The sequence below is a fragment of the Amycolatopsis tolypomycina genome (genome assembly GCF_900105945.1).
In the GTDB taxonomy this organism is placed as follows: Bacteria; Actinomycetota; Actinomycetes; order Mycobacteriales; family Pseudonocardiaceae; genus Amycolatopsis; species Amycolatopsis tolypomycina.
Genome location: NZ_FNSO01000004.1, coordinates 3,177,892 through 3,196,296 on the forward strand (window position 1 = coordinate 3,177,892; position 18,405 = coordinate 3,196,296).

Consider the following 18,405-nt stretch of genomic DNA (forward strand, 5'->3'; position numbering starts at 1 on the left):
GGTGTGGGCTGCGCCATCCGGTCCGAGGGTCCCTCAATGAGGGGAATTGGTGCCTACGTTGTGTAAGTTTCCGCTGATGCTTGTGATAGTGGTGTGACTGCAGTGACACGGGGTGTGCGCTGGTGAGCGGAGGTGGCGGTCTTGTTTGGACGGTGCCGGGAGCCGGGGGCGCCGTGCGTCCGCCGGGGACTCAGCGTGAGCACGCTCACGCTGGCGATCTTGCTCGGCGCGGGGGGCACGGGTCTCGCGGTGCCCCCGCCGCCGCCCAACCCCAGCGACTCGGAGATCCAGGCGGGCAAGGCCGACGCGAACGCGAAGGCCGGTGAGGTCGGCAGGCTGACCAACCAGCTGGCCCAGGCCGAGCAGAAGCTGACGCAGCTGCAGGACGAGGTCGAGCTCAAGCAGGAAGAGGCCAACAAGGCCCTGGTCGACCTGCAGACCGCGCAGGACGCGGCCACGCAGGCGGAGAACGACGCGAAGGCCGCGCGCACCGAGGCGGACGCGGCGTCGGCGGCCATCGAGCAGGCCCGGGCCGACCTCAAGACGTTCGCCGCGGCGAGCTTCCAGCAGGGCAGCACGGTCGGCTCGCTCTCGGCGTACCTCAGCGCGGACAGCCCGAAGGACATGCTCGCCCGCGCCCAGCTGCTCGACGCCGTCGGCGGCGACCGGCTCAACGCCCTCGACCGGCTCGAGCAGGCGCAGACCGAGAAGTCGAACAAGGACGCCGCGGCCCGCAAGGCCGCCGAGATCGCCCGGCAGAAGCAGGACACCGCCCGCCGGGCGAAGGACAGCGCCGACGCGGCGCAGTCCGCCGCCGAGCGGGCCCAGGACGGCCAGGCGAGCCAGAACGCCCAGCTCGAGCAGAACAAATCCGCCGTCGAGCAGCTGCTCTACGCCGCGCAGGCGAAGGTCAGCGGCCTGCAGGGCCAGCGGCAGCGCTACCAGGACTGGCTCGCCCAGAAGCAGCGCGAAGACGAGGAACGCGCCCGGCAGGCCGCGCTCGCCGCGGCCGGGGGCGGGGGTGGCCGTCCGTCGGGCGGCCCGGCGCCGTCGGGCCCGGCCGGCTCGTCGATCGAGGCGGTGATCGCGCGGGCGCTGTCCAAGATCGGGATGCCGTACGCGTGGGGCGGCGGCAACGCGAGCGGCCCGACCCGCGGCATCCGCGACGGCGGCGTCGCCGACCGCTACGGCGACTACAACAAGATCGGCTTCGACTGCTCGGGCCTGATGATCTACGCCTTCGCCGGCGTCCGCTCGCTGCCGCACTACAGCGGCTACCAGTACTCGTCGGGCCGCCGGGTCCCGCTGTCCCAGATGCGCCGCGGCGACATGCTGTTCTGGGGTGGCCCTGGCGGCATCCACCACGTCGCCCTCTACCTCGGCGGCGGCCAGATGATCGAGGCGCCGCAGTCCGGCCTGCGGGTCCGCATCACCTCGGTCCGCTACGGCGGGATCATGCCGTACGCGACCCGGCTCATCGGCTAGCTTTGAGCTTGCGCCAGCCGCCCGCGCGGTTGTTGGCGATGATCTGGCGGAACATCGCGGTCAGCGCGGGGGCGTTGATCCGCTCTCCCTCGCGGAAGGCCACTGTCCGCGCGGTCTTGTTGCCGTGCCCGGCGGTGATGATGCCGTCCGGGTCGGGCACGATGCCGCCGTCGTAGACGAACACGTTGACGTGGTCCTTCGCCGCCAGCAGGGCGCAGATGTTGCCCTGCAGCACGAAGTAGGGCTGCCGGGTGCGCTTGATCGTCTCGACGACCTCGGGGTCGGCGGCGTGCACCAGCTCGCGGACCTCCCGGCAGATCGCCTGCTGCCAGGCGGGCAGGGCATCGATGTAGGCGTCCACGCGCGGCTCGACGACGGAGGTCATGGGGCGAGTATGCGTGAAATCGGCTCGACGCGGCGGCCGTACGGGCCACAGGATCGTCCGGTGGACGACGAACTGAACGCGCTGCGGCGCGACCGGATGCGCTGGAACGCGCCGCTGTCGGAGGCTCACGCGGAGCTGCTGCTCGACCGCATGGCCCTCGAGCCGGGGGAGCTGACCGACCTCGGCTGCGGCTGGGGCGAGCTGCTCCTGCGCGCCGTCGCCCGGGTGCCGGGCCTGCGCGGCACCGGCGTGGACACCGACGCGGACGCGCTGGCCCGCGGCCGGTCGGCCGCCCGTCGCCGTGGCTTGACCGAGCGCGCCGAATTCACCGAAGCCGACGCGGCGAGCTGGGAAATCCCCGCCGGCCGGGTGTTCTGCATCGGTGCTTCGCACGCCTTCGGGACGACCCGGGCGGCCCTCGACCGGCTCGGCCGCGTCGTCCGGCCGGGCGGCAGGCTGCTCTACGGCGACGGGTTCTGGGCCGCGCCGCCCGGCCCGGTCGCGGCGGAGATGTTCGGTGACGACGTCCTGACCCTGCCGGGCCTGCTCGACGCGGCGGCCGAGACGGGCTGGCGGGTGCTCCACCTCAGCGTCGCCGACCAGCTGGAATGGGACGACTTCGAGTCGGCGTCCCGGCTGGCCTGGCAGGAATGGCTGCTCGCGCACCCGGCCGACCCGCGGGCGGAGCGGGTGCGCGAATGGCTCGACCGGCGGTTGCGCGAGTACGTCCGCGAGTACCGGGGCGTGCTGGGCTTCACCTACCTCGTGCTGGGCCGCTAGGGTGCCCCGGTGCGCTACGCGGGGATCGTGGTGGCCGGGGGCTCGGCCCGCAGGCTGTCCGGTGTGGACAAGCCGGCCCTGTCGGTCGGCGGCAAGCCGTTGCTGGCGCGCGCGATCCACGCCCTCGACGGCGCCGAGCGGGTGATCGCGGTCGGCCCCCGGCGGCCCGGCTTCGACGTGCTGTGGACCCGCGAACCGGTGCCCGGCACCGGGCCGGTGGCGGCGCTGGCCGCGGGCCTGGTGTTCGTGCCCGACGACGTCGAGGCGGTCGTGGTGCTGGCCGCCGACCTCCCGGGCGTCCGCAGGTCCACAGTGGACAGGCTGCTGGCGGCGATCGGCGAAGGGGACGGCGCGGTCCTGGTCGACGCCGCGGGGAAGCGGCAGTGGCTGCTGGGCGCCTGGCGCGCCGCGGCGCTGCGGGCCGCGCTGCCGGAGCAGGCGGAGAACGCGGCCCTGCGCCGCGTCCTGGGCGGGCTGTCGGTCGCCGAGGTCCCGGCGGAACGGGGCGAGGCGGAGGACATCGACACGCCCGAGGACCTCGAGCGGCACCGCTGAGCCGGGCCGAAAGCGCCCCAATGTGGCGTTGGGTGCGTTGGACGCACCCAATGTGGCGTTCGGTGCGTTGAGCGCAACCAACGCCACATTGAGGTTTTCTCAGTAGCGGTGTGGTGTGTGGATGAGGGGTGGGGCCCCTGGTAGGACTGGATTTGCGAAGATCAAGTCCGAGGTTCCAGAGGCCCCACATGATCCATTATGGTGCCACCCTCGATGTGGCGCGTGAACTGGTCTGGTTCGTTGCCCGTGTCCTGCACACCGAGCGCCGGCGGCGTGGCACCCGCCGGGGCCGGCGCGCGTTGACCCCGTACTGGCAGGCGGTGCTGGTGCTGCGCTGGTTCCGCGACGCCACCCCCCTGCACCGGCTGGCGGCCGATCACCGCATCAGCATCGCCACCGCCTACCGCTACCTACACGAAGCCATCACCGCCCTCGCCGCCCAGGCCCCGGACCTGCATCAGGTCCTGCGCGAGCGCCACACCGCCGGTGACACACACGTGATCCTGGACGGCACCCTGATCCCGTGTGACCGGGTCGCGGCGACCACGATCAAAACCAAAGGTAAGAACCGTGGCCGGATCGTGCACCTGTGGTACTCGGGCAAGCACCGCGCCTTCGGCGGGAACATCCAGTTCCTGGCCAGCCCGGACGGGTTCCCGCTGTGGGTCTCGGCGGTGCTGCCCGGCTCCCGCAACGACCTCTCCGCCGCCCGCGACCACGGAATCGTCGGTGCACTGACCGCCGCCGCCGGCCAGGGCCTGAGAACTCTGGCCGACAAGGCCTACCACCCCGCCGGGATCGGCATCCTCACCCCGTTCAAGAAAACCGCAGGTCAACCACCCCTCAACGCCCGGCAACGGGTCCACAACCTGCTGCACGCCCGGGCCCGCGCCCTGGGTGAACGCGCCATGGCCATCCTCAAAACCCGCTGGCGAGCGTTGACCCACATCAGCCTCTGCCCCCACCGCATCGGCCACATCGTCCAAGCAGCCCTCGTCCTCACCCACCACGAACACCACGGCCGCTACTGAGAAAACCTCATTGGGGCGCATCAGGCGGGTGAGCGGCGGTGCCTCACCGCTCGTCAGGGCAGTAGCCGGAACAGAGCAGGGTCATCCGGGTGATGCGGCCGTCGGCGCCCGTGTCGGCGAACGCCTGCTGCTCGACCACGAACCAGCCGTCGCCGAGGCGTGCCGCCCGGAGCCGGGCGCGCCACCACAGGTGCAGCCGCGGGCCGATCTCCTTCGCGCCCGACGCGACCAGCTCGAAGCCGAGCGTGTCGCCGAACCAGCGGGTGAACGTCGCCCGGACCTCGGCCGCGCCGCGGGCTTCCCGCAGGCCTGGCGGGACCAGAGCGCGGAGGTGGGCGTCGCCGTCCAGTGCGGACGCCAGCGCGGCGAAGTCCTGGCCGGCCAGTGCGTCGAGGAAGAGCCGGGGAACCGTCTGTGTGGTGGTCATGCCCCTGTTCTACGGGCGACGGCCGCCGGATTCATCGGGCAACCACCCGATGAATCCGTGCCGCATCGCGAACAGCGCCGCCTGCGTCCGCGTCGAGACGCCGAGCTTCGCGTAGATGTGCTCCAGGTGGGTCGACACGGTCTTGCGCGAGACGGTCAGCGCGGCCGCGATCGCGGCGTTCGACAGCCCGCGCGCCAGCTGGACCAGCACTTCCGCCTCTCTGGCCGTCAGCCCGGACGCACCGGGCAGGGCCCGGCGCACCCGCCGCCCGGCCGCGGCCGGCACGGCGTCGACCGCCGGGCCGTCCGGCGCGGGTTTCCCCGGCGAGGACCTCCGCGGCGGCGGACGCGGACACCGGCGCGCGATGCGGGCGCGGCTCGCCCAGGGCGTGCTAGACGTCCGCAGCCGCCAGCACCTCGCCGAGGCGCGGGTCGAGCGTGATCACCTCGTCCCAGGCGCGGATATCGTCGAGGCCGGCGAGCACCGTGGCGTGCCGGTCGAGGAAGCAGTCCACGAGCCGCGGGTCGAACTGCGTGCCCCGGCGTTCGCGGGCGACCGCGAGCGCGCCCTCGACCCCGGCCGTGTGGTGGAAGGCCTCGACGTTGTCGGCGAGGTGGACCAGCCGCATCGCCGGGGCGAGCTCGTCGCCGCCGGCCTGCCCGGGCACCCCACGGCCGTCCCAGCGCTCGAACGCCTGCAGCAGCGGGCGGCAGACGCCGAGGTGCCGCGCGACGAACAGCGCCATCGTCATCCCGGCGAGGTCCTCGTCGTGCGTGTCGGCGTACAGCTCGGTCCCGTCCCCGAACAGCCCGGCCAGCTCGCAACGACGTGTAGCAGGCCGCGGCCCGGATCCCGGGCTCGACGCCGGCCGCGTCGGCCAGCCGCAGCGTGATCACCGTCTGGCGCAGCACCCGCTCCATCGGCCGACCTCGCTCAGCCCGGCCGCGCTGTCCTGCCGAGCTTCACAGGTGCCACACCGCTGACCGTGTTGGCTGATCGTGGGTCAGGTGCGTCCGCGTGCCGGATGAGCCGGACGACCGGGGGCGCAGTACGGTCGCACCGCGTGATCACCGTCGCGGGGGCGGCGCACGAGAATTCGAGGAGGCAGAGTGACCGAGCCCGGCTACGCCGAGGGCGGGAACGGCCAGCAGGCGACACCGGCGCGGGACGCCCAGTTGCTGGAGCGGACCGTGTTCGAGGTCAAGCGGATCATCGTCGGCCAGGACCGCCTGGTCGAGCGGATGCTGGTCGGCCTGCTGGCCAAGGGCCACCTGCTGCTCGAAGGCGTGCCCGGTGTCGCGAAGACCCTCGCCGTCGAGACGTTCGCCCGGGTCGTCGGCGGCTCGTTCTCCCGCGTCCAGTTCACCCCCGACCTGGTGCCCGCCGACATCCTCGGCACCCGGATCTACCGCCAGGGCGCCGAGCGCTTCGACGTCGAGCTCGGCCCGGTCGTGGCGAACTTCGTGCTCGCCGACGAGATCAACCGCGCGCCCGCCAAGGTCCAGTCGGCGATGCTCGAGGTGATGGCCGAGCGGCACGTGTCGATCGGCGGGCAGACGTTCCCGATGCCCGACCCGTTCCTCGTGCTCGCCACGCAGAACCCGATCGAGAACGAGGGCGTCTACCCGCTGCCGGAAGCCCAGCGCGACCGGTTCCTGTTCAAGATCGTCGTCGAGTACCCCTCCGCCGAGGAGGAGCGCGAGATCATCTACCGGATGGGCGTCACCCCGCCAACCCCGCACGAGGTGCTCAGCCCGGGCGAGCTGGTCCGGCTGCAGGGCGTCGCGTCGCAGGTGTTCGTGCACCACGCCCTCGTCGACTACGTCGTGCGCCTGGTGCTGACCACGCGGACGCCGAACGAGCACGGCCTCGCTGACGTCGCGGGCTGGGTCTCCTACGGTGCTTCGCCGCGCGCGAGCCTCGGCATCATCGCCGCCGCGCGGGCGCTCGCCCTGGTCCGCGGCCGCGACTACGTGCTGCCGCAGGACGTCGTCGACGTCGTCCCCGACGTGCTGCGCCACCGGCTCGTGCTGTCCTACGACGCGCTCGCCGACGGTGTCCCCATCGACCACATCATCACGCGCGTGCTGCAGACCGTGCCGCTGCCGCAGGTCTCGGCCCGGCCGCAGGGCGGGGCCGGCCAGGGCGGCCCGGTCCCGGCGGGCGCGCCGGTCAGGTAACCCGGCGATGGCGAAGAACGAGAAGGGCGAACGCCCTTCGTGGGCGCCGCCGATCCTGCGCGGCGACCGGATGGAAGCCGGGCTCCGCACCCTGGAGCTCGACGTCCGCCGCCGGCTCGACGGGCTCCTGCAGGGCAACCACCTCGGCCTCGTGCCGGGGCCGGGGTCCGAGCCCGGCGAGGCCCGCCCGTACCAGCCCGGCGACGACGTGCGCCGGATGGACTGGGCGGTCACCGCCCGCACCACGACCCCGCACATCCGCGAGACCGTGGCCGACCGCGAGCTGGAGACGTGGGTCGTCGCCGACCTGTCGGCGAGCCTCGACTTCGGCACGGCGCTGTGCGAGAAGCGCGACCTGGTGGTCTGCGCGGTCGCGGCGGTCGCCCACCTCACCGGCGGCGGCGGCAACCGGATCGGCGCGCTGATCTCCACCGGCGCCGACACGACCCGCATCCCGGCCCGCGGCGGCCTCGCGCACGCCCGCGGGCTGGTGCGCAAGCTCGCCGAGACACCGCGTGCGGCCGAGGGCACCCGGGGCGACTTCGCGACGGCGTTGGAGCAGCTGCGCCGTCCGCCGCGCCGGCGTGGCCTGGCCGTGGTGATCTCCGACTTCCTGGGCGAGGAGTCCTGGGAGCGGCCGCTGCGGGCACTGGGCGGGCGCCACGAACTGATCGCGATCGAAGTCCTCGACCCGCGCGACGTCGACCTGCCCGAGGTGGGCACCGTCGTGCTGGCCGACCCGGAGACAGGGAAACAGCGCGAAGTGCACGCTTCGGCCTTGCTGCGCAAGGAGTTCGGGGCCGCGGCCCACGCCCACCGCCAGCGCGTGGCGGCCGGCCTGCGGCGGGCGGGCGCGGCCCACCTGACGCTGCGCACGGACGCCGACTGGATCGCCGACATGGTGCGGTTCGTCGTCGCCCGCAAGCGCCGCTGGTCGGGGGGTGTGGCGTGAGGGAGCTTGCGACCGAGCCATTCAACACAGCGTTGCCGGCTCAGGCGGCACCGGGCGTCAGCGAGGTGTGCGCGTGAGTCTGACGGGGTTTGCATCGCCGTGGTGGTTCTTGCTGCTGATCGCGGTGGCCGCGGTCGCCGTCGGGTACGTGCTCGCCCAGCGGGCGCGCCGGAAGCGGACCATGCGGTTCGCGAACCTGGACCTGCTGGAGAAGGTCGCGCCGAAGAGCCAGGGCTGGGTCCGGCACGTGCCGGCGGTGCTGATCGTGCTGTCGCTGCTGCTGCTCACGGTGGCGCTGGCCGGGCCGACGGCCGAGCAGAAGGTGCCGCGCAACCGGGCGACGGTGATGCTGGTGATCGACGTGTCGCTGTCGATGGAGGCCACCGACGTCGCCCCGACGCGGCTGCAGGCGGCCCAGGAGGCGGCGACGAGCTTCGCGCGCAACATGACACCGGGCATCAACCTGGGGCTGATTTCGTTCGCGGGCACGGCGACGGTGCTGGTCAACCCGACCACCGACCGCAACGGCGTGATCAAGGCGATCGAGAACCTGAAACTGGCCCAGTCGACGGCGACCGGCGAAGGCATCTTCGCGGCCCTGCAGTCGGTGGAGAGCTTCTCGAGCGTCGTCGGCGGGGCAGACGGGCCACCGCCGGCGCGGATCGTGCTGATGTCGGACGGGAAGCAGACGGTCCCGGAGGACCTGTACGCGGCCCGCGGCGGCTACACGGCGGCGCAGGCGGCGAAGCAGGCGGGCGTGCCGATCTCGTCGATCTCGTTCGGCACCACCCACGGCTCGGTCGACATCGACGGCAAGGCCCAGCCGGTCAGCGTGGACGACGAGTCCCTGCGCGAAATAGCCCGGCTCTCCGGCGGCGACTTCTACAAGGCGGCCAGTGCGGAGGAGCTGAAGAAGGTCTACGCCGACCTCGGCGAGCAGATCGGCTACGAGCTCAAGGACGCCGACGCGAGCAAGCCGTGGGTGGTGGTGGGGACGCTGATCCTGATGCTGGGCGCGGCGGCGAGTCTGTTCTTCGGACAGAGACTCCCCTGACCGCAGGCGGCACTTTCACGTGAAAGTGCCGCCTCTGGTCAGGCTCGGCGGACGCCGTAGAGGCTGCCGCCGAGCAGGGTCACCCCGGCGAGGGTGCCGCTGAGGAACGGGACCCACTCCGCGGCGCTCCCGAGCAAACCCAGCCCGACCACGCCGAGTGCGGTCAGGACCACGCCGACCACGAGGATCGAGCGCGTCTTCCACGCCGACGCGAGGGCGACGAAGTGCAGGCCGACGATCGTGGCGATCCAGGCGACGTTGGCCTGCGCCGGCGCGTCCAGCAGACGCAGGACGAAGAAGCCCGCGAACAGGAGCACGACCTCGCCGAGCACGATAAAGCGGTAGCTCGGGCCGAACATCGGGCGGCCCTCCAGCGTTGGGCGGCCGCCCGCGCGGACGCCGAGGATGATCACCGCCGCCAGGGCGAGGACGGCGAGGGCGCGTAGCACCCAGCCGAGTGGTGCGGGGAGTGGGTCGCCGGAGTTGACGAGGACGAAGACCGTGCCGAACGCGGCGCCGATGAGCGCCCCCAGGAACTGCTGTCGCATTCGGCGAACCTACCGGAAGCCGTTCTGGCGCCACGCTTCGTAGACCGTGATGGCCGCCGTGTTGGCCAGGTTGAGCGACCGGTTGGACGGCCGCATCGGGAGGCGGACCCGGTCGGTCACCTCCGGTGCTTCCTGGACCTCCGCGGGCAGGCCCACCGATTCCGGTCCGAACATCAGGACGTCGCCCGGTGCGTAGGCGACGTCGGTGTACAGCCGCGTCGCCGACGCCGTGAACGCGTAGACCTTGGCCGGCAGCAACGCTTCCCAGGCCGCGGCGAGCGATGCGTGGACGTGCACGCGGGCCAGGTCGTGGTAGTCCAGGCCGGCGCGGCGCAGCTGCTTGTCCTCCAGCGTGAAGCCGAGCGGCTCGACCAGGTGCAGTTCGCAGCCGGTGTTGGCGGCCAGGCGGATCGCGTTGCCGGTGTTGGGCGGGATTTCCGGCTGGTAGAAGAGAATGCGGAACACGGGCTAGTCCCCGAGCAGGGTCGCGTAGACCTTGCGCACGGCTTCGGGCGGCGCCTGCGGCCGCAGCGTGGCCGGGTCGATGAACACGTACCGGATGGTCGCCGCCGCGATCAGGGTCTCGGCGCGGTGGATCTCGAAGTCGAAGATCAGCGACGTCGTCCCGAGGTGGTTCAGGTACTGGGTGACGACCAGGTCGTCGTCGTAGCGGGCGGGGGAGCGGAACTTGAGGTTCGCCTCCGCGACCACGACGTCGGCGCCGTGCGCGAGGAACTCCTCATGCGAACCGAACAGCGCCTTCTCCGCCTCGAAGGAGCACATGTCCACATAGGCCAGGTAGTGGGCGTTGAAGACGATGCCCTGGCCGTCGCACTCGTGGTAGCGCACGCGCAGCGGCATCTCGGCGATCGGGCGGCGAGGTGCGGTCACCCGCTCAATCTAGTTCAGCCGTGCAGCGCCCGGTACGCGGCCGCCGCGCCGGGCTGCAGGGGCACCGGCTGGGTCCCGATGAGCGTCCGCACGTCGAGGAACTGCGTCCCCACCGCCTCGGCCGGGACCAGCGCGGTGGCGTGAGCGACGAGCAGCCGGACCACCGCCGCGGCGACGTCGTCCGGCAACGACGGTGCGCACACCAGCAGGTTCGCCACGCCGATCGTGCTCAGCGCGCCCACCCCGCGGTACGCGCCGTCGGGGACCTGGACCTGGTCGTACACCGGGCCGTACGCCGCGCGCAGGGCCGGGACCACCGACTCCAGGGGCAGCAGCGCGATCGGCGTCGTGCGGTTCAGCTCGGCCAGCTTCGGCGTCGGGACGCCGCCCGACCACAGCATCGCGTCGATGCGGCGGCCGGCCAGCGCGCGGACGGCGTCGTCGAACAGCAGGTGCCGGGCGTCCACCGGGACGCCCGCCCTGGCGAACAGGCGCTCGCCGAGCTGGGCCGCGCCCGAGCCGCCCGCGCCCAGGGACACCGGGCGCCCGGCCAGGTCGGCCAGGCGGCGCACCGGGCCGTCCGCCCGCACCACCAGCTGCAGGTAGTTCTCGTACACCCGGCCGAGCGCGCGCAGCGGCACCTGCGCGGCGAACGGCGGCCCGCCGCCGAGCGCTGTCTGGGCGACGTCGGCGAGCACCAGCCCGAGGTCGGCCTGCCCCCGCTGCACCAGGCCGACGTTGGCCACGCTCGCCTCGGTCGGCACGGCGGTCGCGTGCAGCAGCGGTTCCGCGCGGTTCAGCTCGGCCGAAAGCAGCTCGGCGAAGGCGAGGTAGAACCCGCCGCGCTCGCCGGCGGCGATCGTCAGCGGGCGTTCCGGACCGCGGTAGCCCGACGTCGAACACCCGGCCAGCGCGAGGCCGAGGCCGCCGAGCAGGGCCGTGCGGCGGGTGAGTGTCATGCCCGCACCTCCTGCAGCGGCAGCGTGACGCGGACTTCGAGGCCGTGCGGGTCCGCCTGCCGCAGTTCGAGGACGCCGCCGCGGGTGCGCACCTGCTGGTGGGCGATGGCCAGGCCGAGGCCGGTGCCGCGCGGCGCCCCCTCACCCCCGGCGCGCCAGAATCGTTCGGTCGCCCGCGCTCTGTCCTCTTCGGACAGTCCGGGGCCGTCGTCGGCGACGACGAGGGTGGCCGCCGACGCGCCGCTTTCCCAGTCGGTGGTGATCTTCGCGCCGCGGCCGGCGTAGTGGACGGCGTTGTCCAGCAACACGTCGAGGATCTGCGCGAGCTCGCCTTCCGGGCAGCGCACGGTCACCGGCTCGTCGTGCCCCGGCGGCGGGACGATCGTCGCACCCGCGTCCTCGGCGGCCGGGCGCCAGGCGTCGACGCGCTCGGCGAGCACGGACGCCAGGTCGCACGCCTCGTCCGTGCCGCCGGCCGCGACGCGCGTCGCGGTGCTCTCGGCCAGGGCGAGCGCGAGCAGGCCGTCGAGGAGCTTCTCCAGGCGTTCGACCTCGGCGACGGTCGCCCGGTAGGTGGTGTCGTCGCCCTCGATGCGCCCGGCCAGGGAGTCGACGCGCAGGCGCAGCGCGGCCATCGGGTTGCGCAGCTGGTGCGAAGCGTCGGCGACCAGCCGGTGCTGCTGCTCGGCGGCCTCCAGCACGGCCTCGGACATCCGGTTGACCTCGGCGGCGAGGGACCGCAGCTCGCGCGGCCCGGCGCGTTCCGGGACGTGCGCGCGGTGCCCGCCGGCCACGGCCAGCACGCCGGTCTCGAGCTCGTGCAGCGGCCGCACCATCCACCGGGCCAGCACCACGGCGAGCAGCACGAACACCACCGCGACCAGCACCGCGCCTGCCCCGATCGTGCCCCAGCCGGTGGCGACGTCCGCGGCCGCCGCCGTCACCGACGCGCGCAGCACGACCACCCCGGCCACGCGCGTGCCGGTGCCGACCGGCCGGGCGAAGTAGGCCGGTTCGGCCGACCACGGGTCGAGCCGGTCCACCCGCGGTGCCGGTTCGTTGCGCATCGCCGCCTCCACCAGCGCGCGCACCGCCGGGTCGGCCGCGGTCAGGCCGCCCGCCTGCACCAGCGGGAGCCGCCGGGCGTCGACGATGACGACGCCTTCGCCGTACAGCTGGGCGTAGCGCTCGGCGTCGGCTGCCAGCGCCGCCGGGTCGCGGGTGTCGACGGCCTGCTGGGCGAGCACGACGAACCGGTCGACGTCGGCCGTGCGGGAGATGACCAGCTGCTGGGTGCGCTGCTCGGCGGTGACGGTCAGCAGCGGCACGGCGAACGCGGCGACCACCGCGAGGGCGAGGGCGACCAGGACCACCAGCAGCCGGGTGCGCACGGGCTCAGTCCCGGCCGAGCCGGTAGCCGAAGCCGCGGATCGTGGTGAGCAGGCCCGGCCGGTCGAGCTTGGCGCGCAGGCCGGTCAGGTGGACGTCGAGCGAGCGCGACACCGCGAGGTAGGCGTCGCCCCAGACCTCGTCCATCAGCTGCTGGCGGCTGACCGCGGTGCCGGGGCGGGCGGCGAGCACGGCCAGGATCTCGAATTCCTTGGTGGTGAGCCCGATGTCGTGCCCGGCGACCAGCACCCGGCGGGCGCCGAGGTCGATCTCGACGTCCTCGACGCGCACGACGTCACCGGCCGGGGTGGCCCGGGCGACCGCGCGCCGCACGACGGCGTCCATCCGGGCCAGCAGCTCGGCCAGCCGCACCGGCTTGGTGAGGTAGTCGTCGGCGCCGAGCCGCAGCCCGCGCACGACCGAGCGTTCGTCGCCGCGGGCGGTCAGCACGATGACCGGGACCGGCGAGACGGCCCGGATCTTGCGGAGGACGTCGAGGCCGTCGAGGTCGGGCAGGCCCAGGTCCAGCAGGACGAGGTCGGCGCTGCGGTGGTGGTGCAGGGCGTCGGCCCCGCGGCCGACGCTGGTGACGGGATGACCGCGCGCGTGCAGCGACTCGGCGAGCGCGCCGGCGACACCCGCGTCGTCTTCGACGAGGAGCACGCGCACGGTCATCCCCTTCGTCAGCGCTTCTCCAGCTCGGAGGTCTTGGAGGTTTCCCGCATTGTGCCGTAGACGATCAGCGACACCAGGACACAGCCCGCGACGTACCAGAAGAACACCGTTTCGTGGCCGGCGCTCTTCAGCGCCTGGGCGATCAGCTCGGCGGTGCCGCCGAAGATCGCCACGGTCAGCGCGTACGGCAGCCCGACGCCGATGGCGCGGATCTTCGTCGGGAACAGCTCGGCCTTCACGATGGCGTTGATCGAGGTGTACCCGGCGACGATGACCAGGCCGGCCAGCACGAGGAAGAACGCGCCGACGGGGTTGCGGGTCGAGCCCATGACGGTCATGAGCGGGACGGTGAGCAGCGTGCCGCCGATGCCGAAGAACAGCAGCAGCGGGCGGCGGCCGATCCGGTCGGACAGCCGCCCGAACACCGGCTGCAGGAAGGCGGCGACGAGGATCGCGCAGAACAGCACGATGGTGACCTGCCGGCGCGGGATGTGCGCGGTGTTCTCCAGGAACTTCTGGCTGTAGGTGGCGAAGGTGTAGAAGCCGACGGTGCCGCCCAGGGTGAGCCCGACGACGAGCGCGATCTCCTTCGGGTACTTGATCAGCGCGCGCAGGGTGCCGCGTTCGCCCTTGTCGTCGGCGGCTTCGCGCTGGTAGCTCTCGGATTCCTCCATGCCGCGCCGCAGCCACATGACGGTGAGCGCGGCGACGGTGCCGACGGCGAACGCGATCCGCCAGCCCCACGACGTCAGCTGCTGCTCGGTGAGGATCGCCTGCAGGATCAGCTGCAGGCCCAGGGCCAGCAGCTGGCCGCCGTAGAGCGTCACGTACTGGAAGCTGGAGTAGAAGCCGCGCTTGCCGGGAGTGGCCACTTCGGACAGGTAGGTCGCCGAGGTGGAGTACTCGCCGCCGACCGACAGGCCCTGGATCAGCCGGGCGGTGAGCAGCAGGATCGGCGCGGCGATCCCGATGGTGTGGTAGCTCGGCGTGACGGCGATGAGCAGCGAGCCGCCCGCCATCAGCGTCACCGAGAGCACCAGCGCGCTGCGGCGGCCGAACCGGTCGGCGAACCGGCCGAGCATCCACCCGCCCAGCGGCCGCATGAGGAACCCGACGGCGAACACGGCCGCGGACCCGAGGAAGGCGGCCGTGGTGTCGGTGGTGGGGAAGAAGGACTTGGCGAAGTAGGTGGTGAACGCCGCGTAGGCGTACCAGTCGTACCACTCGACCAAGTTGCCGATCGAGCCGCGCAGCACGTTGCCGATCACGCGCTTCTCGCTGACGGCGGCCGGGGTGGGGCTGTTGAGCCGGGTTGTCATCGTCGACCTCCTGTGTTGCGACTCACGGTGACCAACCGGCGGGGAGGCGGCAAGGCGAGGAGGCAGTTCCTAACACCGGCTTAGGACGGTCGCGGCGAGGCCGGGTGCGGGGCGGCGGCTCGCCGGTCCGGCGCGGGCTCGCCGGTCGTGACGGCGCAGGCCAGCCACACCAGCGCCCCGCCGGCCACGACGTGCACGACGCTGGTCACCGGGGTGTCCGGCAGCCGTGCCGCGACCGCCAGCACGGGCAGCGCCAGGAGGTACGCCACAGCCGGGACGCGGGGGTGGATCCCGGCCCGCAGGAGGGACACCCCGAACAGCGCCGCGCCGGCGGCGAAGACCAGCGCGCTGCCGAGCAGGGCCACGATGGTCGGCCCGCGCAGCAGGTCCTCGACCACCGCGTCGTCGAGGAAGAACAGCGCCAGGTTCAGGGTGAACGCCGCGCCGCCGAACAGGCCGAGGCCGACCGCGTTCACGGTGTAGGCGACGGCGCCGAACGCGCCGGCCGCCGTGGCCTGCCGCAGGTGGAGCACGGTCAGCAGCGGGATGGCGAACGCCGGGGACAGGCCCAGCACGAAGCTCGTCGGCGCGGTTTCGCCGGCGAACGCCTCGATCAGGCCGGGCACGGCGATGGCGAGGCCGGCGAGCACACCGCACGCGGCGCCCAGTCGGGTCAGCATGGGGGATCTCCTTGCGACGTAAGGGTTTCCCTGAACCGTAGGAACCATGACCGGGACGCGGGAAGTGCCGGCCGGCCAGTGACCGCGTGGCCACCCGGCACGTGCCGTTCGGCCAGAGCCGGTCCCGGCGGCGGCGAACGGCCGTAGGCTCGGGTGATGGTGACGCGGATCGTGCCGTGGGTTTCCGGTGCCGTGTACGGGATCGTGCTGCTGGCCGGGCTGTACTCCGCGCTCGCCGGTCTCGGCTCGGCGAACGCGGCCCGGCTCGCCGGCTTCGTCGCCGGGATCGGGGCGTTGTTCGTGCTGGACGCCGTCGAGTGGCGGGTGGCCCGGCTGCCCGTCGTGTTCCTCGGCGTGCGGGTGGTGCTGTTCTTCGCGGTCGCCGCGCTCGACGAGCCGGGGCTGTCGCGGGTGCTGTTCGTGCTGGTGCCGTTCGCCGCGTACCTCACCTTCGGGTGCGCGGCCGGGCTCGTGCTCGGCGGGCTCTGCCTCGCGGTGCTCGTCGGCGGGTTCGCGGTGTGGGTGCCCGGCTGGTACGCCGACACCGAGTCCGTGTCCGACGTGCTCATGTTCACGACGGGACTGGTGCTGGCCCTCGCGGTGGCCGACGTCGCGGTCCGGGAGCGCCGGGCCGCGTCGCGGGTCGCGGAGCTCTCCGCCGCGGCCGAACGCAACCGGCTGGCCCGCGACATCCACGACAGCCTCGGCCACCACCTGACCGCCGTCTCCATCCAGCTGGAGAAGGTGGCCGCGTTCGCCGACCGGGACCCCGGCGTCGCCGGCCGGGCGCTGGCCGACGCGCGCCGCTCGGTGGGCCACGCGCTGGAGGACGTCCGGACCTCGGTCGGCACGCTGCGCGCCGGGACGCAGTCCCTGGTCGGCGCGCTCACCGAGCTGGGCGTGGCGCTCGACGTGCACGGCGAGGAACCCGACATCGACCCCGCGACGGTCACCACCCTGTACCGGGCCGCGCAGGAGGCGGTGACGAACGCACGCCGCCACGGCGAGGCCCGGCACGTGCGGGTTTCGGTCACCTTCGGCGCCGCGACCAGGCTGGTCGTCACCGACGACGGCCGCGGCTTCGACACCGGCGAGCCGCGGTCCGGATACGGCCTGCTCAGCCTGCGGGAACGCGCCGCGCTCGTCGGCGGCACCGTGACCGTGGACAGCGCGCCGGGCACCGGGACGAGGGTCACGGTGACCGTGCCGTGAACGTCCGGGTGCTCGTGGTCGACGACCAGCGGCTGGTCCGCGAGGGGATCGCGTCCCTGCTGGACATCCAGGAAGGCATCGCGGTGGTCGGCACGGCGGCCACCGGCCGGGAGGCGATCGAGCAGACGCTGGCGCTCGGCCCGGACGTGGTGCTGATGGACGTGCGGATGCCGGAGATGGACGGCGTCGACGCGGTCGCCGTGCTGCGCCGCCGCGTCCCGGGCTGCCGCGTGGTGATGCTGACGACGTTCGACGACGAGGAGTACGTCGTGCAGGCGCTGCGGGCCGGCGCGGCCGGCTACCTCCTGAAGGACCTCCCGGCCGCGGAACTGGCCGAATCGGTCCGGCTGGCGCACGCCGGCGTCACCCAGCTCGACCAGGCGGCGGCCCGGCACGTCGCCGCGGCGCTGTCGGCCCACCCGGCCGCCCCGGAGGCGCTGACCGGCCGGGAGACGGAGGTACTGCGGATGGTCGCGACCGGGGCGACGAACCGGGAGATCGCGGCGAGGCTGTTCCTCAGCGAGGGCACGGTGAAGAACCACATCTCCCGCATCCTCGGCCGCCTCGGCCTGCGCGACCGCACGCAGGCGGCCGTCTACGCCCGCGACCGGGGCCTCATCTGAGCCGGCTCGGCCAAGGGCGAGACACGCGCTGTCCGCCACAAGCCCTTGTCGATTGCCTTGCCGATTGCCTAGTCGGCGGGCCACTCGTACGACAGCTCGTAGCGGTCGGCCGCGAGCACCATGTCGTTCATCTCCAGCGGTGTGCCGTCGTCTGCGTACGCGACGCGGGTGACGGTGATAACCGGCACGCCGCCGGCGAGCTGGAGTTGCGTTGCCTCGGCGGGTGTCGGCATCCGCGCTCCGACGTGCTCGGCGAACGAGCCGATCGCGTGGCCGGCCTCCTCCAGACGCGCGTACGTGCCGCCCGACCCGGTGTCGATGTCCTCGATGGCGGTGCCGCGCGTCAGCTCGCGCCGGAGGCGCGACACCGCCAGCTGGACCACCAGCCCGTCGGCGCGCATCACGCGGTCGCGCACGGTGACCTCGTTCCCCTCGGCTATGGCGAGATGGCCGGCGACGCGCGTATCGGCGGGCTCGAACCGGATCTTGACGGACGTCGACGGTGTGAACCCGCCTGCTGCGGCGTCGGCGAGGAAGGCGCCGCGGTTTCCCTCGCGTGCGTCGCGAGACAGTCGCGATCGGGCGATCCGCTGAATGCTGGCAGGCGGGCGCACGAAGACGCCGCGTCCGTGCTCCGAGGTGACCAGGCCTTCGCCGCGTAGCACGTCGACGGCTTCGCGGACCGTCGGTCGCGAGACGCCGTACGCCTCGACGAGATCGTGTTCGCTGGGCAACTTCGCGCCGGGTGCGAACTGGCCGGAGACGATCTTCTCGCGGAGATCGGCCGCGACCTGGCGGAAGGCTGGGACTCCACTTGTTCGATCGACCATGTGCCCGAGTGTCCCACTTGCTAACTCATCTTGACAAGTTGAGACGGGGAATGCCACGGTCGGTCATCGACATGTCATGACAAGTAGTGGTGAGGCAAATGATCGCAGCGGTGATCCACATCGACCCGGAGGCGATTCATCCGGTTGTCGCGGGGGAGTGGCATCGGACCCGGTTGACGGGGATCCCGGTGCCCGGGCAGGGCATCACCATGCTGTGCGGTCTCGCGGCGGCCGCCGAATTCCGCCCGTTGTCCGACCGTCGAGCGCACGGTGCGCCACACCAGTGTTCGCGCTGCGAGGCGATCTACCGCCGCGAACGCGGCATGGCGCCGAGCCCGGTCCGGGGGTCGTGATGGGTGGTGGATCCGCGACGTCGGCGACCCGCCTGTGTCGCGACTCACGGTGACCAACCGACCGGTAACCACCAAGG

The 18,405-nt window shown here is 72.9% G+C and carries 23 protein-coding genes; 10 read left to right on the forward strand and 13 right to left on the reverse strand.

The window, feature by feature from the left end:
- Nucleotides 1-195 precede the first annotated feature (195 nt).
- The gene (locus BLW76_RS24585; RefSeq protein ID WP_244170291.1) at nucleotides 196-1,485 is read left to right on the forward strand and encodes an NlpC/P60 family protein; all 1,290 of its coding nucleotides are present in this window, start codon (nucleotides 196-198) and stop codon (nucleotides 1,483-1,485) included.
- Here BLW76_RS24585 and BLW76_RS24590 read toward each other — a convergent pair.
- Nucleotides 1,475-1,870 (reverse strand): DUF1801 domain-containing protein, encoded by a 396-nt coding sequence (locus BLW76_RS24590; RefSeq protein ID WP_091311377.1) that lies wholly within the window; start codon nucleotides 1,868-1,870, stop codon nucleotides 1,475-1,477. The two genes, BLW76_RS24585 and BLW76_RS24590, sit on opposite strands and share 11 nt — an antisense overlap.
- Before the next feature lie 60 nt (nucleotides 1,871-1,930).
- Here BLW76_RS24590 and BLW76_RS24595 point away from each other — a divergent pair, with 60 nt between their 5' ends.
- The 3 genes from BLW76_RS24595 to BLW76_RS24605 all read left to right on the forward strand — a co-directional run bounded on the left by BLW76_RS24595 (nucleotide 1,931) and on the right by BLW76_RS24605 (nucleotide 4,236).
- Nucleotides 1,931-2,650: an SAM-dependent methyltransferase gene (locus BLW76_RS24595; RefSeq protein ID WP_091311378.1), complete on the forward strand. Its 720-nt coding sequence runs from the start codon at nucleotides 1,931-1,933 to the stop codon at nucleotides 2,648-2,650.
- Nucleotides 2,651-2,659: 9 nt separating this feature from the next.
- Nucleotides 2,660-3,205: a molybdenum cofactor guanylyltransferase gene (gene mobA, locus BLW76_RS24600; protein ID WP_091311380.1), complete on the forward strand. Its 546-nt coding sequence runs from the start codon at nucleotides 2,660-2,662 to the stop codon at nucleotides 3,203-3,205.
- 188 nt (nucleotides 3,206-3,393) lie between these two features.
- Nucleotides 3,394-4,236, forward strand: coding sequence for an HARBI1 family protein (locus BLW76_RS24605; protein WP_091306011.1), 843 nt, complete (start codon nucleotides 3,394-3,396; stop codon nucleotides 4,234-4,236).
- A 43-nt stretch (nucleotides 4,237-4,279) separates the two neighbouring features.
- On the opposite strand, the gene BLW76_RS24610 is transcribed toward BLW76_RS24605, so the two are convergent.
- The 3 genes from BLW76_RS24610 to BLW76_RS49820 form a co-directional block, all read right to left on the reverse strand.
- Nucleotides 4,280-4,663, reverse strand: coding sequence for a nuclear transport factor 2 family protein (locus BLW76_RS24610; RefSeq protein ID WP_091311382.1), 384 nt, complete (start codon nucleotides 4,661-4,663; stop codon nucleotides 4,280-4,282).
- A 9-nt stretch (nucleotides 4,664-4,672) separates the two neighbouring features.
- Nucleotides 4,673-4,948 (reverse strand): response regulator transcription factor, encoded by a 276-nt coding sequence (locus BLW76_RS49815; protein WP_244170292.1) that lies wholly within the window; start codon nucleotides 4,946-4,948, stop codon nucleotides 4,673-4,675.
- Between the two features lie 106 nt (nucleotides 4,949-5,054).
- Nucleotides 5,055-5,414, reverse strand: coding sequence for an HD-GYP domain-containing protein (locus BLW76_RS49820; protein ID WP_167384721.1), 360 nt, complete (start codon nucleotides 5,412-5,414; stop codon nucleotides 5,055-5,057).
- A 358-nt stretch (nucleotides 5,415-5,772) separates the two neighbouring features.
- Here BLW76_RS49820 and BLW76_RS24620 point away from each other — a divergent pair, with 358 nt between their 5' ends.
- From BLW76_RS24620 to BLW76_RS24630, 3 genes are all read left to right on the forward strand, one after another.
- Nucleotides 5,773-6,843 carry an AAA family ATPase gene (locus BLW76_RS24620; RefSeq protein WP_033260648.1) on the forward strand — a complete coding sequence of 357 codons (1,071 nt, stop codon included), beginning with the start codon at nucleotides 5,773-5,775 and terminating at the stop codon, nucleotides 6,841-6,843.
- 7 nt (nucleotides 6,844-6,850) lie between these two features.
- A complete protein-coding gene (locus tag BLW76_RS24625; RefSeq protein ID WP_091311383.1) occupies nucleotides 6,851-7,795 on the forward strand; it encodes a DUF58 domain-containing protein in 945 nt (314 codons plus the stop codon).
- A gap of 73 nt (nucleotides 7,796-7,868) precedes the next feature.
- A complete protein-coding gene (locus BLW76_RS24630; RefSeq protein WP_091311385.1) occupies nucleotides 7,869-8,849 on the forward strand; it encodes a VWA domain-containing protein in 981 nt (326 codons plus the stop codon).
- 38 nt (nucleotides 8,850-8,887) lie between these two features.
- On the opposite strand, the gene BLW76_RS24635 is transcribed toward BLW76_RS24630, so the two are convergent.
- The 8 genes from BLW76_RS24635 to BLW76_RS24670 form a co-directional block, all read right to left on the reverse strand.
- Nucleotides 8,888-9,397 (reverse strand): hypothetical protein, encoded by a 510-nt coding sequence (locus BLW76_RS24635; protein WP_091311386.1) that lies wholly within the window; start codon nucleotides 9,395-9,397, stop codon nucleotides 8,888-8,890.
- Nucleotides 9,398-9,406: 9 nt separating this feature from the next.
- Nucleotides 9,407-9,862, reverse strand: coding sequence for a tRNA (cytidine(34)-2'-O)-methyltransferase (locus BLW76_RS24640; protein ID WP_091311388.1), 456 nt, complete (start codon nucleotides 9,860-9,862; stop codon nucleotides 9,407-9,409).
- Nucleotides 9,863-9,865: 3 nt separating this feature from the next.
- Complete coding sequence (locus tag BLW76_RS24645) at nucleotides 9,866-10,288, reverse strand: acyl-CoA thioesterase (RefSeq protein WP_091311390.1); 423 nt, start codon at nucleotides 10,286-10,288, stop codon at nucleotides 9,866-9,868.
- Between the two features lie 14 nt (nucleotides 10,289-10,302).
- Entirely contained in the window at nucleotides 10,303-11,247 is a 945-nt protein-coding gene (locus BLW76_RS24650; protein WP_091311392.1) for a TAXI family TRAP transporter solute-binding subunit, read from the reverse strand.
- Nucleotides 11,244-12,638 carry a sensor histidine kinase gene (locus tag BLW76_RS24655; RefSeq protein ID WP_091311394.1) on the reverse strand — a complete coding sequence of 465 codons (1,395 nt, stop codon included), beginning with the start codon at nucleotides 12,636-12,638 and terminating at the stop codon, nucleotides 11,244-11,246. Before BLW76_RS24655 ends, BLW76_RS24650 begins: the two co-directional genes overlap by 4 nt.
- A gap of 4 nt (nucleotides 12,639-12,642) precedes the next feature.
- Nucleotides 12,643-13,311 (reverse strand): response regulator transcription factor, encoded by a 669-nt coding sequence (locus BLW76_RS24660; protein ID WP_091311395.1) that lies wholly within the window; start codon nucleotides 13,309-13,311, stop codon nucleotides 12,643-12,645.
- A gap of 8 nt (nucleotides 13,312-13,319) precedes the next feature.
- The gene (locus BLW76_RS24665) at nucleotides 13,320-14,630 is read right to left on the reverse strand and encodes an MFS transporter (protein WP_091311397.1); all 1,311 of its coding nucleotides are present in this window, start codon (nucleotides 14,628-14,630) and stop codon (nucleotides 13,320-13,322) included.
- Nucleotides 14,631-14,710: 80 nt separating this feature from the next.
- Complete coding sequence (locus BLW76_RS24670) at nucleotides 14,711-15,310, reverse strand: hypothetical protein (protein ID WP_208613370.1); 600 nt, start codon at nucleotides 15,308-15,310, stop codon at nucleotides 14,711-14,713.
- Nucleotides 15,311-15,466: 156 nt separating this feature from the next.
- Between BLW76_RS24670 and BLW76_RS24675 the strand changes: the two genes are divergently transcribed.
- Both BLW76_RS24675 and BLW76_RS24680 read left to right on the forward strand, forming a co-directional pair.
- Nucleotides 15,467-16,522 (forward strand): sensor histidine kinase, encoded by a 1,056-nt coding sequence (locus BLW76_RS24675; protein ID WP_208613371.1) that lies wholly within the window; start codon nucleotides 15,467-15,469, stop codon nucleotides 16,520-16,522.
- Nucleotides 16,519-17,145, forward strand: a complete 627-nt coding sequence (locus BLW76_RS24680) for a response regulator transcription factor (protein WP_091311398.1) — start codon at nucleotides 16,519-16,521, stop codon at nucleotides 17,143-17,145. Before BLW76_RS24675 ends, BLW76_RS24680 begins: the two co-directional genes overlap by 4 nt.
- A gap of 68 nt (nucleotides 17,146-17,213) precedes the next feature.
- Here the strand turns inward: BLW76_RS24680 and BLW76_RS24685 are convergent, their stop codons facing one another.
- Nucleotides 17,214-17,975, reverse strand: a complete 762-nt coding sequence (locus BLW76_RS24685) for a GntR family transcriptional regulator (RefSeq protein ID WP_091311400.1) — start codon at nucleotides 17,973-17,975, stop codon at nucleotides 17,214-17,216.
- A gap of 98 nt (nucleotides 17,976-18,073) precedes the next feature.
- On the opposite strand from BLW76_RS24685, the gene BLW76_RS24690 reads away from it, so the two are divergent.
- A complete protein-coding gene (locus BLW76_RS24690; RefSeq protein WP_244170293.1) occupies nucleotides 18,074-18,328 on the forward strand; it encodes a hypothetical protein in 255 nt (84 codons plus the stop codon).
- Nucleotides 18,329-18,405 lie beyond the last annotated feature (77 nt).

Bases quoted from the DNA above. Each gene is read 5' to 3' on its own strand.
- BLW76_RS24590 (WP_091311377.1), bottom strand. From the start codon at position 1,870: ATGACCTCCGTCGTCGAGCCGCGCGTGGACGCCTACATCGATGCCCTG.
- BLW76_RS24605 (WP_091306011.1), top strand. From the start codon at position 3,394: ATGATCCATTATGGTGCCACCCTCGATGTGGCGCGTGAACTGGTCTGG.
- BLW76_RS24610 (WP_091311382.1), bottom strand. From the start codon at position 4,663: ATGACCACCACACAGACGGTTCCCCGGCTCTTCCTCGACGCACTGGCC.
- BLW76_RS49820 (WP_167384721.1), bottom strand. From the start codon at position 5,414: ATGACGATGGCGCTGTTCGTCGCGCGGCACCTCGGCGTCTGCCGCCCG.
- BLW76_RS24625 (WP_091311383.1), top strand. From the start codon at position 6,851: ATGGCGAAGAACGAGAAGGGCGAACGCCCTTCGTGGGCGCCGCCGATC.
- BLW76_RS24635 (WP_091311386.1), bottom strand. From the start codon at position 9,397: ATGCGACAGCAGTTCCTGGGGGCGCTCATCGGCGCCGCGTTCGGCACG.
- BLW76_RS24650 (WP_091311392.1), bottom strand. From the start codon at position 11,247: ATGACACTCACCCGCCGCACGGCCCTGCTCGGCGGCCTCGGCCTCGCG.
- BLW76_RS24660 (WP_091311395.1), bottom strand. From the start codon at position 13,311: ATGACCGTGCGCGTGCTCCTCGTCGAAGACGACGCGGGTGTCGCCGGC.
- BLW76_RS24665 (WP_091311397.1), bottom strand. From the start codon at position 14,630: ATGACAACCCGGCTCAACAGCCCCACCCCGGCCGCCGTCAGCGAGAAG.
- BLW76_RS24670 (WP_208613370.1), bottom strand. From the start codon at position 15,310: ATGCTGACCCGACTGGGCGCCGCGTGCGGTGTGCTCGCCGGCCTCGCC.
- BLW76_RS24675 (WP_208613371.1), top strand. From the start codon at position 15,467: ATGGTGACGCGGATCGTGCCGTGGGTTTCCGGTGCCGTGTACGGGATC.
- BLW76_RS24685 (WP_091311400.1), bottom strand. From the start codon at position 17,975: ATGGTCGATCGAACAAGTGGAGTCCCAGCCTTCCGCCAGGTCGCGGCC.
- BLW76_RS24690 (WP_244170293.1), top strand. From the start codon at position 18,074: ATGATCGCAGCGGTGATCCACATCGACCCGGAGGCGATTCATCCGGTT.